12 protein-coding genes and 1 pseudogene are annotated in these 16,353 nt (G+C 53.4%); all 13 read right to left on the bottom strand.

Annotation, left to right across the window (positions count from 1 at the left end; genetic code table 11):
- Window positions 1-194 precede the first annotated feature (194 nt).
- Window positions 195-650, bottom strand: coding sequence for a type VI secretion system baseplate subunit TssE (gene tssE / locus JK154_RS00065; protein ID WP_211990456.1), 456 nt, complete (start codon window positions 648-650; stop codon window positions 195-197).
- Window positions 650-1,195 (bottom strand): type VI secretion system lipoprotein TssJ, encoded by a 546-nt coding sequence (gene tssJ, locus JK154_RS00060; protein ID WP_211990455.1) that lies wholly within the window; start codon window positions 1,193-1,195, stop codon window positions 650-652. Before tssJ ends, tssE begins: the two co-directional genes overlap by 1 nt.
- The gene (gene tssG, locus JK154_RS00055) at window positions 1,173-2,255 is read right to left on the bottom strand and encodes a type VI secretion system baseplate subunit TssG (RefSeq protein WP_211990454.1); all 1,083 of its coding nucleotides are present in this window, start codon (window positions 2,253-2,255) and stop codon (window positions 1,173-1,175) included. The genes tssJ and tssG overlap by 23 nt, the downstream gene beginning before the upstream one ends.
- Window positions 2,219-3,973: a type VI secretion system baseplate subunit TssF gene (gene tssF, locus JK154_RS00050; protein WP_211990453.1), complete on the bottom strand. Its 1,755-nt coding sequence runs from the start codon at window positions 3,971-3,973 to the stop codon at window positions 2,219-2,221. Before tssF ends, tssG begins: the two co-directional genes overlap by 37 nt.
- Before the next feature lie 36 nt (window positions 3,974-4,009).
- Complete coding sequence (locus JK154_RS00045; RefSeq protein WP_211990452.1) at window positions 4,010-4,945, bottom strand: phosphatidate cytidylyltransferase; 936 nt, start codon at window positions 4,943-4,945, stop codon at window positions 4,010-4,012.
- A gap of 387 nt (window positions 4,946-5,332) precedes the next feature.
- Window positions 5,333-6,925 carry a type VI secretion system protein TssA gene (gene tssA, locus JK154_RS00040; protein WP_211990451.1) on the bottom strand — a complete coding sequence of 531 codons (1,593 nt, stop codon included), beginning with the start codon at window positions 6,923-6,925 and terminating at the stop codon, window positions 5,333-5,335.
- A 1,394-nt stretch (window positions 6,926-8,319) separates the two neighbouring features.
- Window positions 8,320-8,571: pseudogene (locus tag JK154_RS00035) on the bottom strand (PAAR domain-containing protein); the annotation flags it as partial.
- Between the two features lie 201 nt (window positions 8,572-8,772).
- Window positions 8,773-12,258, bottom strand: a complete 3,486-nt coding sequence (locus tag JK154_RS00030) for an ImcF-related family protein (protein ID WP_211990449.1) — start codon at window positions 12,256-12,258, stop codon at window positions 8,773-8,775.
- On the bottom strand, window positions 12,255-13,478 hold the full coding sequence (locus JK154_RS00025; RefSeq protein ID WP_211990448.1) for a hypothetical protein: 1,224 nt from the start codon (window positions 13,476-13,478) through the stop codon (window positions 12,255-12,257). The genes JK154_RS00030 and JK154_RS00025 overlap by 4 nt, the downstream gene beginning before the upstream one ends.
- A gap of 112 nt (window positions 13,479-13,590) precedes the next feature.
- The gene (locus tag JK154_RS00020) at window positions 13,591-14,403 is read right to left on the bottom strand and encodes a DUF6708 domain-containing protein (protein WP_249215698.1); all 813 of its coding nucleotides are present in this window, start codon (window positions 14,401-14,403) and stop codon (window positions 13,591-13,593) included.
- Window positions 14,404-14,480: 77 nt separating this feature from the next.
- Window positions 14,481-14,645 carry a hypothetical protein gene (locus JK154_RS00015; RefSeq protein WP_211990447.1) on the bottom strand — a complete coding sequence of 55 codons (165 nt, stop codon included), beginning with the start codon at window positions 14,643-14,645 and terminating at the stop codon, window positions 14,481-14,483.
- 112 nt (window positions 14,646-14,757) lie between these two features.
- Window positions 14,758-15,576 (bottom strand): DUF6708 domain-containing protein, encoded by an 819-nt coding sequence (locus tag JK154_RS00010; RefSeq protein WP_211990446.1) that lies wholly within the window; start codon window positions 15,574-15,576, stop codon window positions 14,758-14,760.
- Between the two features lie 352 nt (window positions 15,577-15,928).
- On the bottom strand, window positions 15,929-16,353 hold a 425-nt coding region (locus JK154_RS00005), incomplete at its 5' end, for a DUF6708 domain-containing protein (RefSeq protein WP_349291084.1).

The following is a 16,353-nucleotide window of genomic DNA, read 5'->3' as shown; positions in this document are numbered from 1 at the left end:
TAATCGGGGGGGCTGCTCGCCAAACCTGTCGAAAACGTTTCTTCGTTGCAGGCAACCAGCGGTCGCCAGATGGTTAAAGAGGCGATGTGTCACCGTTATAGCGCTATCTGAGCGTATAAAGAGAGAGTGCTGGCTTCGGTTTATCGCGAAATACGGTGATACCCGTCTGACACTGACCAGAATGGGGGCTGGCTTTACCTGTGTGTGGCCGAGTCAAGGTACTGCTGTTGTTTAAGGTGCCTCAATAAAACCCGGCCTTCTGGCATGAACTCGGTGCCATAACGCACCAGGCCCAAACCTTTCAGCCTGGCATCAATGGCATAGCGCAATTCACCCGGGACGTCATGTTCCAGCAGGACAACGGCTATCTTGTCCAGACGGGGTTCATACTTGAGCAATACCGCCGACAAGGTGCCCATCAGTTCATGGGCCGTGCCCGGCATCCCTTGCAGGATTTTGGTCATATCGGGCAGGCCATAATCCGGCAAATGTGCCAGGGTGCCAGCACGGCAATTAAGAATGCGTTGCATATTATCCAGTACCGAGAGGATGACCTGGTTCTGCTCGTTAACCTGATCAAGCGCAAGTCCACCGGTGAAATTACCGGTCAGTATTTCATATAATGAGGGGGTATTGTGTTCCTGGGGCATCAGTTGTCCTTGATTGGTTGCAGCGTCAGATAGTTATTACCGGCTTCCAGGATGCGCGGCTTATCCGGTAAGAGCATTTCACGTTCAATAACCCGCTTCCAGGTATTGGCCACCCTATCAGGGTGTCTGAAAAAGCCAGCTACCGCCACAAACTGCGTGTCTTCCTCCATCGGCATATCCAGGCTTACATCTGCGCCAGGTTTCACTACCACATCACGGCTGGCAAGCAGATCCGCTTTCAGCATCATGCCATCATCCTGGAGCAGTTGCTGATAGACCGTATTATCGAAGGCCTTGCGATCTTTCAGCTGGTACACTCGCACGATTACAGACTCGGACAGGGAGTGACTCTCGCGGGAGTCAGTGTTCAGCTCTTCACGCGCGGTAAAATCCAGACGCAGGATCTTAACCTTTTTGTAAAAGAGACTATTGAAGACCGATTGAGTACCATCCGTGACGCTTTGTGTCACCCCACACCCCACCAGGCCGAATACCATCAGAGGTATCAGCCAGCGCGCAGTCTTAATCAAACTTGTACGTAACACGTCGGTTTCCTTGTTGTGATGTTGCAGGCTTCAGCCCGGTGTAGTAACCCAGCACCGTCGTAAAAGTGGGGGGAATATCACCCGGGAGATCATCATCGTCCATTCCCAGTACGCCATTAATACCCAGCCAGTAGGGACCTTCACCCAGTGGCGGAATACCCAGAAATTGGGTCTCGGTGGTCAGAGTGATTTTTGCTTTAAAACGCCAGCCCAGATAGACCCGTAGCATCACCAGGAAATCCTGATATAGCAGGCCATCTGGTTTCCAGCCCTGAAGCTCCTGCGTGTTTACGGTGGACAAGGCAACCAGCAACTGACTGTTGGCATCCATCGCCTCATCACCAAGGGGCATATTGCCATCCAGCATAACGTCCTGATCATCATAAAAACCCAGAGGCTGGCGGATCGCTACAGGACGCAAGCAGTACGGACTGACTTGCACCCGAGTATCGGGGGCTAACAGGCTGACCAATGCCTGCATCCCTGCCTGAGTTTTTCCGGGTTGCTGCAGCACGCCAAGCAGTGACAGAAAACGTGATACCGGGGTAGCAATGTGCTGCGCAGTACCTGGGATACCCAGCCCCACCAGGCCCAGTAGTGACTGGGAAATACTGTCGCTGCCGCCAGACTCGAAGCTCGCCGGGTAAGAGTATTTCCGCCAGATGCGGTAAAACTGCGTCAGGATACGATGGCTGAAGATATCCAGAAATCCCTGCAGTGCCTCATGCCCTTCACGGCGCTGAGTAATATCATCTAGATAGGCCGTCGGCAGGGGGGAGTCGACACCGTACATCCCCATAAAGGTGGCACGAATAACCGGTACTTTACGATCATCATCATCATATTCAACGGCTTGCAGCTCACTGGCTGGAAACCCCATCCCCGGATGTGGGGCAAAACGAACCGGATCGTCGGCAGGATGGCTGGTTGACCCTATCAGGGGGTTGCCCGGATTGCGCTTCTCCAGTAACTGACAGAAACGATAAAAGTTAATGCGGTGAAGGTCGGCTTCCAGCCGCGGGGTTAGCCGGGAATGCGGCGGTTGTGCTTCTCTTCCCATTCCAGGCGTTCTCCGGTTGGTTGCAGAATGATAATCAGGCGATTAAACAGATAGATATCAGTGTAAAGTGCAAAAAAGCGACTCAGCATTTCGCCAAACAGACAAATATCCCCTTTTCCAGCAAAGCCGTGGCTGTCCAGCGTCACTTCAATCTGTACGCCCCGCACCAGATATCCCTGCTCGAAACGTTCCGTTTCACTGTGTGTCACATTGAGTATGGCCTCCAGCCGACGGCGGTTCATCTCGCTGTCCGTCCATTCATACAGCGCCAGGGTGCCGCGCAGCACATCAGCATTGTCCATCATCGACAGGAAACCGCTGCCAAGATGGCTCAGTACACGCCAGTGAAAACGATCCTGTGCTGGCGGGTAACAAGGCAGGGTCGGTGCACACAGGTTACGCACGCCGATACGGGTGGAGGTGGTTTTCATCACGGTGTCAAGCACCGTACTCTGCAGCGCACGGCGGGGAAGCTGGCCATTGGTGCCGGTGAGCGTCAGGGACAGGCTTTCATCTTCCGGCACTCTGTGGTTATCAAAAGCCTCACCGCCGAGGATAAGCCAGGTGTTATACAACCCGGACGGCCCACGGCGGACACGGGTGTGGTAGTAATATTCCGGTGCACCGTGACGCATTATGCCGCCTTTGTGGCGGAAACTCGAAAAAGGCACATAGGTATGCTGGCTTGATGACATCACTGAATCCACAGTATAAATCTCAGTATGCCCATCCTGTATACGCATCGGGCGCAGCAGGTATTCGGTTTGCAGGGAATCCAGCGTCAGCGGGTCAGATTCCAGTGGAAACAGGTTGATGACCGGCACACAGTTCAGGCACAGATGCTTTTCAGTAAAGCTGAAGTCATGCTCCCAGCGTTCTGCCAGCACGACATCAATTTCAAACCAGGGGAGCGACGCCGGGAGAACCACGCTCTCCAGCCCACACAGGCCGGTGAACATGAACTTCTCACGGAAGGTAAAATATTCCAGTAACAGCTGGTAACCACTAAAACTGCTTTCCCCCCCTGGCCACAGGCCATCGTTATCACCGAACCCGAGGGCGGTAAAATACCCGTCAAAGGGTCTTCCGCTCGTATCACCAGGCAGACGTAGCCACATCCGGGCCACATTCATGGTGAAAGCCTCATGCATGGCACAGCCCAGTGCTGCGTCAGCATTGAAGTAGAGCGGGAGCTGGCTGAGGTCGATACGGCTCCAGTCGGCAAGGTGGCTACAGGCAAAGCGCAGACTGATGACTGAACGCCCGTCGGGTGCGGTTGACAGGCGGGCGTGCTCCAGTGACAACGGCTGGAGCATTATCTCTTTGGTGGTGGTGTACCGACAGCGGGTGCCTTGCTCACCGATCGGCCGCGAATTCACCTCAAAGCCTTTGGTGATGCGCATCTGTTCCTTCATTTCGCGCCAGTCGGGGGTGAACTCCACCACAGACATCGACGGAATGGTACGCAAATAATGTGGCCACAGCAGGCTGACCAGCCCTTCGGTCAGTTCCGGTAAGTCATCATCGAGTTTCTCTCGCAGCCGCCCCATCAGAAAGGCAAAGCCCTCGAACAGACGTTCCACATACGGGTCGCGTGCGCCCGCTTTATCCAGATTAAGCATGGCCGCCTGCTCTGGGTGAGCCCGGGCAAATTCTTCACCCGCTTCCAGCAGGTAGCGCATTTCAGCGTCATAATAACGCAGGGTTAAGTCATCCATAATTTCTCTGTCTGAGGAGTAAATCTCTGTTGGGGATCAGGTGAACCAGAAACGAACGAAATGAAAAAAAACGGGAGCAGCAAAGCAGAGGGAATCGATCCGATCAATCATACCGCCTTGCCCTTTATTCGTGGTACCCACGTTTTTTTCGCCACGCTCTCGTCTTATGGCAGAGATGCAGAGCCCGCCTGCAAATCCCAGTAGCGTTATCATCAATGAAATCAATGCCGCCTGCCAGGGGGCAAAAGGAGTAACCCACCAGAGCAGGGTCCCAGTCAGGGTCGCCAAGGTGAGCCCGCCGATAAATCCGCCAACCGTTTTATTCGGGTTCAGCCGTGGTGAACGGGAGCGCTTCCCCATAAGATTGCCGAAAACATACTGCATAACGTCGGAAGTCTGTATGACAATCATCAGGAACAGCAACAACTTGATATTCTGATGCTCATATCCTGGTATGGGTAATATCAATAAAGCAGGTATGTGGCTGATGCAATACACCGCGAGTATCATACCCCATTGTATTTTTGCGCTTCTTTCCAGAAAGTTATTTGAATCACCAGCCAGAGCGATTCGTGTGGGAATGAATAAAAAAGCATAAACCGGAATAAAAAGGGCTAAGGCACCGTACCACTGCATACCAACCAGCACATATTGCAGCGGCAGCAGAATAAAAAAACACCAGAATAATACATCGTGATCCCCGGGGTAAGCTGGTCTCAGCGTGATACTCTCCCTTAACACCAGCAGTGATATTATCGCGAATAACAGGGGGGCTCCAATGGGGCCAGCCCATACCGCTGCCACCAGGAGGAGGATCATCACCCACCAGGTACGGATACGGGTATTCATATTTATAATAACGGGTGAACTGCCTCTGGCTTTTTCAATCATAAAACCTACGCCACTGGCACATATCAGTACACCCAACAACCCTGCCAGTAAATAAACCAGGGCTTGATCCTGAAAATTCATGATGTTAGTCCTTCCAAAGCTTTCCTGACAGGTCCGTTAAAGGGCCAGGGGCAACGTACTGGTACCCGCTGTATCCCCTTCACCCTGCTGGCCAGATGACCGGGACCACTGTTGAACGATGACATTTCATCGTTATTTTTTCGGATACCTGTCGGAAAAGAATCAACAACTGCGAGTGATTAAGCATGCCACCCCGCTTATCCGGTGAGCGATGTGGCTGACTGCCATCGCTGACACAAAAAGGGGCTTACCCGTCAAACGGAGCGGGTTCATACATTGATTTTTTAAGCAGAAATGAAGGTTTTATTACAGATGATGAACATTGATATTAGCCGCCATGATGCCGTGCTCCTTAAAGGAGTGTTGCTACATGAAAGTGGGCTGGGATCACCCGCACAATACGGCTGCACGTGCAGGATCCAACGAGATCAGTCCGGAAAGCAATGCATCCATTTCAGGCTGCAGACGCGTTTTATCTGCTTCATTACGCCCCGCCTTGCTCCGCAATAGCTTTAATCTGCGGGCTTTCACTTCAAATACCAGCCCGGGTGTCCACTGTTCAAGCGTAAGTGCCCCCGCACTGCTGTCGAGCTCGCCCAGCAGGTGCAGTGCCATTTCATTTTTACCATACTGCTCGCTCACCCGGGCCATCAGCAGGCGCATCAGCCACCGCTCACGGGTGGAAGTATACCCAGGCTGAGTCTGTAACCAACTGAGTGCGGCCTCAATGCCGTCACTGTCCGCTTTCGCCAATACTTCAGGCTCCAGGATCAGCACATCATCACTGCCCGTCCCCCCGGCTGATATCGGCTCTTCCTTCCATCCGGGCATATCATCCAGCACGCTTTCGTTAATCCAGCTCAGTGTCACTTCGTCCGCAAAAGGTGTACCGTCGTTGAATGCCAGTGCTTCCAGCCCCGGAAGACGGGCCAGTAACCCCTTCAAGTCACGGCAGACGATATCGGCACGTACACTGTCCGGGCCAAGTTTTTCCAGCGCCTGCCAGGTGTACCACTGCACATCCAGCCACAAGTGATTTACCCCCTGAGCCAGCAACGTGTCTGTATGTTCCAGTAGCTCAGACCAGCTTTTCTGCAGATACAGTCGCTTAAGATGGGCCTTATTGTCGGGTTTCGGTGGAACCAGACGCGTGCGCCCGGACGCATCCAGCGGCGGGAGTTCTGTGAGTGTGTCCCAACGGACGCTTTTCAACAGGTGATGCCCGGCCAGCCAGCCGCCTGGCTGATCGCGAAGGTATTTTGCCAGTACTTTGGCCTGATCGAGTAAATCTCGCCCTGACGTGACAGTACTCATCACTGGCGCAGAAGACGCAGGAATAGCGGTGACATGCTCCTCCCTGCTGGTTTGTGGTACCAGGCTACTGGCACCACCGCTCTGTGCCAGACGATTATCCAGGGCCTGGTACAATCTGCCAAACTCCGGGCGCGCATCGTCGTCAAACAATGCCAACGACTTTTCCACCAGCAGCAGGCCACCTGTAATACGCTGCATGACGGACATGTCGACTTCCGGATACAAAGAGAGGCTGTCAGTCACCCGGCTGCTGCCCAACCATTCCAGAGCAGTTTTGCGCCCCCGATCACGGCGTGGATACAGCGAAGTACCAAACCGCTCAAGGGCCGCCGCAAGCAGTTCGATCCCCTGAGCTAATCCGGCCTCACCATCCTGATGGAGTCGCGCCCAGATATAAAAAGTGATGACCCGGAGATCCTTACAGGTGCTGGTCAGTAGATTTTCCGCCAGTGCGCAGATCAGGCCGGTATCAATACCAGAAAGCTTATTGACCTCTTCCCGAATGCGCTGGAAATCATCATCGTACCCAGGATCCTCTCCGGCCGGATCAGCGCCACTGATTGGTTCCAGCCAGCGATCCCAGTCAGCACAGTGCGACTGTGCTCTGCCCAGGAGTGTTTCTTCATCCGTACCACAGGCCTGAAGTACGCTTTGTAGTGTTGCCATTATTCCATCCTATCCATGTCTGAGTTCTCTGTCGTAACAAGGGCCCGAGGGGCTGCTGACCTGCCAGGAAGGGAGATGCCCCGATGCGGGAAAACTGACGGGCCAGCTTTACGCGACACACCCATGCCATTAAATTTCATTTTCCGGATTCTGCCAGTGACCTGACGACCACCGATGGTGTGATCACCAATGCGAATGACACCTTTTATACTTATTCCTGTTTATTTAATTTTGATAAAATATCACTGAGTGTTGTCTGGTAATTTTCTTCTGCGATAAACTTCTTATGAATGGTATATTTCCTGTCAATATCGACAGACTGCACATGTAATTTTACTATACGATTATTTTTAATAATAAGAACATCCGCTAAAGGAACAAGATAAGTTAAAGCGAAAAGAATTAAACAATATAAGCAGCCCGGCGCAAAAATTAACCAACACAGTCCCACACCGATAAAAAAACGGCCCCAAAGAGATAAACAGCACGCCCTGCAGAGTAAATCGAGTCGATTTAAACACCAATGAAATATCAGTGGATTGTTGATTGAATATGACAAAAATTTATTACAGTGTTTTTCATAACTGAATAAAAATCAGACTTAATGGCAGCATTATAACAGTTCTTGTTATTGCCATCGCCATACCAAACTTGGGTTTTTTAAATAATGCTGGCAGGCTGACAATCTGTATTTTAATAGAAAAACCGAATGGTAACACTGCAACTGAAAGCATTATAGCAGACTCCCACTCTTTATAAATAAACCTATCCACCGCATCGTTGAGTGATGATGAAGCAGACCATACAACACTGAACAGGATGATATTAAAAATAACACCAATTCATACTAATATATTAACGATTTATTTATTAAACAGAACTGACGTACTTAACGGATCATTCAGAGATAAATGATAATACTCAAGGAACCACAAGGACAGGTGTGAGGTATCTTTTATAGTCACATTGTTCATTCCTGAAAATACCCCTTCTGCTTCGCCTCTGCTGATTTTAATTCCAGACGTTTTTTTCTTGTTGTTTTATTGCGAATAACTCACTGTGATTTCTATTCTTTTTAAATGCACCCCCGCAATAATATAGTTTTTCTGTTCATTCGGTATTTCACTCACACGATGAGATCGGTTCTCCTTTCGACTATGGCTTTCTTCTTCCGTGGTAGCTCGTCCCAGCCCCGGGTATTCATTCATCACGGTTTTAAACGGGGTCCAGTCCGGTGCTTGTCAGAATAAAGCACTCCAGTCGCCCATATTTATTGTTACTTTGTTATCCTGGGGTTCAGGGCACAACGGAGCCCTGTAATATGTTCAGCCTGTGATCCAGAAATATCACGATAACCGGTAGTGCGATTATCCACCGTAAGTACGTTCATGCCGGGAAGGGATAAATTTTGCACCGCAGGGGCAACTACTTGAGCTATGAAGCGAACCGGCATATTTTCGCCCGTTGGCATTATTGCTCGGGATATGCCCCACTATTTTGTAAGTCCCGGTATGTTTTCCGCAGGTCACCTTCTCCTGCTCCCGGGCAACAGGGATCCCCATGATGGTATCGGCCGGATCACCTTCAAGAATTTTTCCACCGCAGGTGGTCATGTCACCCTTTACCAGATAATAACCTTTCGCCATTTTTCACATCCTGAGTTTATCAACTATTCAATCGCAAAATACCGTGCTGCTTGCCGAATCGAGCACAATCAGACCGGACAGAAGCAAATCCATCTCAGACTGAAACCGTAATTTGTCGGTTTCACTGGGGGCCAACGCTGCGCCTGTTGCCGCAGCGTTGGCCAGCCTGACAGACTGCGACCAGAGTCCTCAGTGCGCGCATTATTCAACGCTATCCACGTCACTGTTTCCGGCACGGGTCATCAGCGCCTGAGTGGTGGCCGCGCTGTCGATACTGAATATCTGATCCGGCAACGTAAAACCGTGCAGGTCCAGCAGCGCCAGCGGACCTTTCCCGAGTTGTGAACGCAGGATCCACTGCAGGGTTTGCCGGTCCGGGGTGGTGAAACTCAGCATCCACTGACTGCGATCAAGCTGCTGACGCTTGCCCTGCTCCAGCCAGCGAATAAAGCCCCAGGTGCCACTGTAGTCCCCGAACAGACGTGCCCCCGTATCGGTTGAGGTCCAGGTCAGCATCGTCCCGGGTTTGTAGGTTTCCCCAGGCCAACGGAAGGACTGCCAGTCAACCATCTGGTTAAAGTAATGCAGTTTTTGTCCGTCCAGGGTCAGCCGGGTTTCCACCACCTGTGGTACAGGAAGCGCCTGCAGCTCAAAACTGATGCCCTGCCCGCCGTCAGTAAACAGAATGCCCGACAGCTGACTCAGCTGGTTAATCGCCTTCAGGAAAGCCGGGTTAAAGCGCAGTTTCTGCGTATTAACGTCATCCGGCACCCACTGGCTCCCCTCCTTGTGCAGGACTCCCCGGAGCTCCGTTGTCAGGAAGCGCTCAATACGGCCACTGTCCCCACGGATAAACTCCGCCAGCATCGGCAGGGAAGCATCACTCCTGCTCGCGGCAAACGGGAAGCGCCCGTCAAAGGCACTGTTCCAGCCCGCCACCACAGAACGCCGCCATTTATCATTCAGGCTCGCGGCCGACGGCTGAAGCACCGTTTCCCAGGCCTGGGTCAGGGGCTGCACAAACATCGTGTTCCCAAACCCGTTCCACTCTTCACCGAGGCTCGCCGCAATCAGACTGCCGTATTGTTGGGTATCAGTCAGATCGATGCTTTTGCCCTGGAATACCGTTTGCGCCAGGGTCTGCATCATCTCCTGGGGATCGGGGGAGCTGACCACCTGCTGCAGGCGCAGACGCACACGCGTCATTCGGGTCAGATACGTCTGCAGACTCAGCGAGTCGTCTGCCGACATGACGTTACTGCCTGTATTTTTACCCAGCAGCTGAAGCAACGGGCCAAAGGTTTCATCCAGTGGCCCCTGAGCGCCCAAAGCAGACAGGTCAGTCGCGGGGTTGTCTTTCCTGCCCACCAGATCCCTGGCTGATTTGATGATCGAGTCAGACAGCCCCCCGCTTTGCTGCCCGGTCTGCCCTTGCCAGGCGACCGTATTCATCAGGGCAATCAGTGGCGACTGGCGTGCATCACTCATCAGCGTGAACTGGTCGATAACCTCGGCAATCGTGTTTGCCTGATTCCAGTGAAGGCTGTTGAGAAACGCCAGCCAGCTGCCGGCAAAATCATTGAAGTAGCGTTGTGTCAGACGCGCTTTCAGTGCCTCCGGCAACAGTTCAGAGGAGACGGATGCCCGACTGTCACTCAGTACCCAGTCGATTTCATCCCGGCGCGAACTGGCGACCTTCTCAATAGCCTGCCGGATCTCCCCTTCCCAGGCCTGACGGGTGAACATGCCAGGCACCACCTCGCGGGTTGAAAACAGCCGGCGCGCGTCGGTGCCGCTGGTCATGTCTTCCAGAGACACATCAGCAAAATTACGGCGCACGGATTTGAGCATGTTTTCATACAGCGTGCTTTCCGCGTTGCGGCGGCCAATCTGCTGCAACAATACCTGGCGACTCTGGCTGACCAGAGCAGCGTCCTGGGTGATCCCCCACCGGGGCTGCCGGGGCAGCGTACTGATATAGAAAGCCCACAAATCCGGTGACAGGCTCTGCCACAACCCGGTTGAGATACCTGCGCGTGTCGGCTGCACGGCTTTCATGGTCTGAGCATAAAACGCCCCGTCAGCCTTATCCGGGCGGGACATCATCAGCCAGGCTTTCAGCTGGTCATAGCCCGGCTTTGACAATTGTGCCCGCTGTTCACTATTGGGAGCTGAGTGTGCCAGCGCGATGAGCTTTTGCGTCAGGGCAACGTTTGCCGGGTCACGAATCAGGTAGTTGTTCGCCACGCCGTACCAGGGGAGCATGGCATCGAACAGCTGCGAGTTATGGTCCAGGCCGAAACGCTGATACCAGGGAGCGCCGTTCATGGCATGGTACTGCAGGTGACCGGCATCATTGCGTAGGGTATGCAGGGCCGTCAGTTGATGATCCGATACCGCGGGGTGCTCCACCAGGGCATGTGCCTGCCCGGCAATGGATATGATCTGCTGGCGATTAACCGCGAATGACAGCAGCATCCCCGCGGCCCAGACCCCGACAACGGCCATCAGTGCCCAGGCGGCTGTCCGTTCCCACGCCATGCCGACCCGGCGGCCACGCACGCGGGTACAGTCATTCACGATCCCCTGCCAGGTCACCGGCAGGGTCAGCGCATGGCGTTGTGATTCAGGGATATATTTCTCAGCATCGGCAGGTGTGGCTCCGGCTGTTTCTCCTGCGATAGCGGCGGGTTTATTCTCCGGCAGGCTGAACATCAGACCACGCAGCGGAACGCGCTGCTGTGAGACAGGCAGCCATGGCACCAGTTGCTGAGTCCAGCGGGCGATACCGCCGTCTTTGAGGTACTGGCCCAGGCGTAGCAGGAAGTCGTGGCCGTTGTTCTCAGCGACCTGACTCACCCCCTGCGTTCGCAGGGCCGGCAGCAGCAGCTCAAGCTGGCGGGTAATATCGTCAGGTTTAGCACGCGGCGGGAAACTGGCCCCTACCGTCTGTTCTGTGCGTTTTGCCTGCGACCACTTGCTGTCACACAGCTGCCACAACCAGACCGGGGCGGAATAGCGCAGCAGTTCACTGATGTTTTCCAGTCCGCGTAAATCGTTGTCGCTAATTTGTGGGGTCAAATTAAGCGACTGCGGCATGACGCGGACAATACCGTCCAGTGGACGCCCGCGACGCAGTTTGCGTAGCGCGGTATATTTTTCTGTGTCCGGTTCAGTGGTCAGACTGCCGCCGTAAATTAGCACGGTACGGTTGCCTTCAAGCCACTGGTTTTCCTGCAGTCCGGGTACCAGTTGTTCGATTGCAGCTTCATCGCCGGTGACCAGCAGAAGGCTGACTTTATGGTGCCAGAAGATATGGTAGCGGCGGCGAAGGTAGGCGCGGAGCTGTTGGCAGCCAGACACGGCAACCGATATAGACGTAGCATCTTCCTTTGGCGGTGTCTTAACATCATCACCCTGCGCATGTTGCCGTTCTTTACTGAAACTGCGTTTACCTTCAGTGCGCGCACCAAAGAAAAGAAATACTCCAGTTATGGCCAGAGCAATACTTGCTGCCACAGAACCACTCAACCAGCCATACCAGGCTGGAGTATCCCTGATGAGTTGAAGTTTTTCAGGCTGCCAGTAAACGATACCCACCAGGATAAGACTGCAAACCAGTGCAGCTAATACCACAAGCCAGAACAAAATTTCCGGTTTTTTTAACAGTAAGAAGAAGCGCCTCATGCTTTGCCCTCCTTAGCGGAATTCACAGGGGATACAACCATATTCCAGACCATTCCAGTTTGTTGATCGCGACTAATCAGTAAGTGATACGCCGGTTGTTGATGTATTGATTGTGTGGCACCGGCCACAGCAAGCCAGAGTGATGCGTTACCAGGATTACCCAGAAAATCATTAAAATTATGAAACCCCGTCAGCGGGTCGATATTTTCCAGGCCTGCGGCACCAATGCCTTTCATCAGCATGGCATGAGCCTCGGTTTCAGCATCCACCCCACTGAGCCACAGGTGCTCCGGCTTTTCGGCGTTAACCGGCACCCAGTCGAGTGCTCGGGTAATGGCATAGTGCAACGCATCAGGTTCTCCTTCTCCGGACTCCGGGCGGTGCAGGAAGGCCAGCGGCGGAAGGATGCCCTGTGTCAGGCGATTACCCAATAACAGGCCACTTATCGCCTCAGCAGACATCGGCGTATTGAGCGGCGCGTACTGCCATGACACCACCAGAAGAACAGCCTCGCTACGGGTATAATGGTCGAGCCAGTCATCAATAACTTGCGCACCACTCCCGGCGAGGCTGGAAACCGGTTGCTGAACACCTGACTGTTGCCAGGCATCCCAAAAAAACGCGAACGCTTTCTCTTCAGGTAAAGATGAGGAATGCTCCAGAAATACCATTACGGGCTGCTCTGCTGGCAGTAAAGACAGCGACTGCGCCAGTTTGCGGGTTAGAGCCCTGAATAATGCCTGAAGATGCTGTTCTTCTTTAGCTCCCCCGGCACGGGCTATCTGACTCAGACGGATATCTTCCTCCCCGCGCCAGGATAGCTGGGGATAAAAGACATTCTCATTTTTCACAAGATTGCTGCCAATGGCCGTGAACGGTTTACCCACAGAGGAGTGTGCCGTGCAGCATTCAGCCGCCAGAATTTGCAACGCACGTCTGCCCCGGCGAACCTCCTTGAGGATCGTCTGTTCCCGCTCCCTGTCCCGGGCATTGGCGGAAATTGCACGCAGCAGATAAATCACGAACAAAATAAACAGCAACCCTCCAAGCACTATCGCGGGCAACACCACGGTCAGCAACACGTTATTTTTTCCCGTCACCAGACGGGAAATGACGACACTGAATCCAGTCAGGATCATCAGCACTACCATCCAGCGGGCAAATTTTGGGGGTGCAGGCTTGATGCTGACATCAGGCATGTTTTTTAAATCGACAGGCATAGTGTGGTTCTTGTTTTAGAGGTAACGGCAATGGATAACAGACTGGCAGGATCCGATAAGCGACCTTGCCAGATGCCACAGGGGGTTATTTTACAGCGTCGATTAATACTCTTTAGTGTGTGACGGATGGCGGTTCGCTGTCAGGTGCGGTGGAGGACTCGATCGCCACCTCCGCCGGCCAGCGGACCGTTTTGAACGGCGTCCAGTCGCGGGGCTTGTCAGGATACACCGGCACGGTCGGCACCGGCTTTTTCTCCATATAGTGACAGCAGAAACTCCATAATCCCCCTGCCGTGTCCGTTCCACCGACCGTCCAGGTCAGAATAAACCGATCCACCACTTCCAGGGTGCCGGGTTTACAGACCGCGCAGTAGATACGGTGCCCCCAGTCGGCGTGCGCCCGCCGCATCACCCACTCACCATGAATGTCTTTCCAATCAAATATCTTAATCACCGGATGCCAGCGCTTCCACGGCCAGAAACTTTTCTGGAATTCGTAGACATAGACTTTCTGTCGCTTGCGATTGAAGCGAACGGGCGCTCCACGTGGTTCGAGGAGCACTGATTTATAAAAATAAATAACCACAACGCCTAATACTACAGTGCAAGCCAAAAACGATGAAAATACAAGTTTGTTAGAAATGACACTAAATGTCAGAAAAATATAACCAAAATAAGGGATTGATATTATTAACAAAGCTAACCACTGCCCACCCCAGCCAAAATTCACATAACGCGGGGTCTCCATCCACACATCGTTAAGCTCATTCACCCAGATAAGCCTCGGGGGAAAGCCGCAGTCCTCTGCCTTGTCCGGCATATCCCCTGTCCAGCCCTCAACCGGATGGTCCAGCCGTGAGCGCGGGGGCCGATTCCTTTCCGCTCGCTCTGCCTGTTTCTTCAGCCGCCTTTTAATTTTGCCCATTATCTTATCCCTGCGTCGCGTTAAGGGTCATGCCCAGTTTATTTTCCGCATCCTGGCTGTCCGGCCGTATGCCACCTTCAGCGTGACCGCCGGTGTGCGGCCCCCCGGCTTTTGCCCGTCACCAGACGCGAAATGACGACACTGAATCCAGTCAGGATCATCAGCACTACCATCCAGCGGGCATATTTTAGGGCAGCAGGCCTGATGCTGACATCAGGCCTGTTTTTTAAATCGACAGGCATGGTGCGGTTCCTGTTTTAGAGGTAACGGCAATGGATAACAGACTGGCAGTATCCGATAAGCAACCTTGCCAGATGCCGCCAGGGGTTATTTTACAGCGTCGGTGAAGACTGTTTAGTGTGTGACGGATGGCTGTTCGCCGTCAGGGGCGGTGGAGGACTCGAGCGCCACCTCCGCCGGCCAGCGGACCGTTTTGAACGGTGTCCAGTCACGGGGCTTGTCAGGATACACCGGCGCGGTCGGCACCGGCTTTTTCTCCATATAGTGACAGCAGAAACTCCATAATCCCCCTGCAGTGTCCGTTCCACCGACCGTCCAGGTCAGAATAAACCGATCCACCACTTCCAGGGTGCCGGGTTTACAGACCGCGCAGTAGATACGGTGTCCCCAGTCGGCGTGCGCCCTCCGCATCACCCACTCACCATGAATGTCTTTCCAGTCAAATATCTTAATCACCGGATGCCAGCGCTTCCACGGCCAGAAACTTTTCTGGAATTCGTAGACATAGACTTTTTGCCGCTTACGGTTGAAACGGACCGGAGCACCGCGGGGCTCAAATAACATCTCTTTCAGGAGATAAATAAAAAAGCACAATGAAAAGAATGTACAGGGAATAAAAGCAAGCCATCCCTGTATGAATGAAGCTCTTCCCAGCAAAATAAGAAAAAAAACACTAATAAATAGCGGCAAGACAGATAAAGACATAATCGGCCATAACATGCCCCAGCTAAAATTCACATAACGCGGTGTTTCCATCCACACGTCGTTAAGCTCATTCACCCAGATAAGCCTCGGGGGAAAGCCGCAGCCCTCTGCTTTGTCTGGCATATCCCCTGTCCAGCCCTCAACCGGATGGTCCAGCCGTGAGCGCGGGGGCCGATTCCTTTCCGCACGCTCTGCCTGCTTCTTCAGCCGCCTTTTAATTTTACCCATTATCTTATCCCTGCGTCGCGTTAAGGGTCATGCCCAGTTTATTTTCCGCATCCTGGCTGTCCGGCCGAATGCCACCTTCAGCGTGACCGCCGGTGTGCGGCCCTCCTGCTTCTGCCCGTCACCGGACGCGAAATGACGAGACTGAACCCAACCAGGATCATCAGCGCCACCATCCAGCGGGCAAATTTAGGGGGGTAGGCCTGACGCTGACATCAGGCCTGTTTTTTAAATCGACAGGCATGGTGCGGTTCCTGTTTGAGAGGTAACGGCAGTGGATAGCAGACTGGCAGCAGCCGATGAGCGGCCCTGCCAGATGCCACAGGGTTTATTTTACAGCGTCGGTGAAGACTGTTTAGTGTGTGACGGATGGCGGTTCGCCATCAGGGGCGGTGGAGGACTCAAGCGCCACCTCTGCCGGCCAGCGGACCGTTTTGAACGGTGTCCAGTCCCGGGGCTTGTCAGGATACACCGGCGCGGTCGGCACCGGCTTCTTCTCCATATAGTGACAGCAGAAACTCCACAACCCCCCTGCAGCATCGGTTCCCCCGACCGTCCAGGTCAGAATAAACCGATCCACCACCTCCAGGGTGCCGGGTTTACAGACTGCGCAGTAAATACGGTGCCCCCAGTCGGCATGCCCCCGCCGCATCACCCACTCGCCGTGGATATCTTTCCAGTCAAATACTTTGATAACCGGATACCAGCGCTTCCACGGCCAGAAACTTTTCTGGAATTCGTAGACATAGACTTTTTGCCGCTTACGGTTGAAACGGACCG

The organism is Citrobacter sp. JGM124 (genome assembly GCF_018257795.1).
Classification (GTDB): domain Bacteria; phylum Pseudomonadota; class Gammaproteobacteria; order Enterobacterales; family Enterobacteriaceae; genus JGM124.
Note: the sequence above shows the minus strand (reverse complement) of the source record. Positions and strands in the feature narration are given on the sequence as shown.

Coding starts and splice junctions, on each gene's coding strand:
- tssE (WP_211990456.1), bottom strand. CDS start 650: ATGCCCCAGGAACACAATACCCCCTCATTATATGAAATACTGACCGGT.
- tssG (WP_211990454.1), bottom strand. CDS start 2,255: ATGGGAAGAGAAGCACAACCGCCGCATTCCCGGCTAACCCCGCGGCTG.
- tssF (WP_211990453.1), bottom strand. CDS start 3,973: ATGGATGACTTAACCCTGCGTTATTATGACGCTGAAATGCGCTACCTG.
- JK154_RS00045 (WP_211990452.1), bottom strand. CDS start 4,945: ATGAATTTTCAGGATCAAGCCCTGGTTTATTTACTGGCAGGGTTGTTG.
- tssA (WP_211990451.1), bottom strand. CDS start 6,925: ATGGCAACACTACAAAGCGTACTTCAGGCCTGTGGTACGGATGAAGAA.
- JK154_RS00030 (WP_211990449.1), bottom strand. CDS start 12,258: ATGAGGCGCTTCTTCTTACTGTTAAAAAAACCGGAAATTTTGTTCTGG.
- JK154_RS00025 (WP_211990448.1), bottom strand. CDS start 13,478: ATGCCTGTCGATTTAAAAAACATGCCTGATGTCAGCATCAAGCCTGCA.
- JK154_RS00020 (WP_249215698.1), bottom strand. CDS start 14,403: ATGGGCAAAATTAAAAGGCGGCTGAAGAAACAGGCAGAGCGAGCGGAA.
- JK154_RS00015 (WP_211990447.1), bottom strand. CDS start 14,645: ATGCCTGTCGATTTAAAAAACAGGCCTGATGTCAGCATCAGGCCTGCT.
- JK154_RS00010 (WP_211990446.1), bottom strand. CDS start 15,576: ATGGGTAAAATTAAAAGGCGGCTGAAGAAGCAGGCAGAGCGTGCGGAA.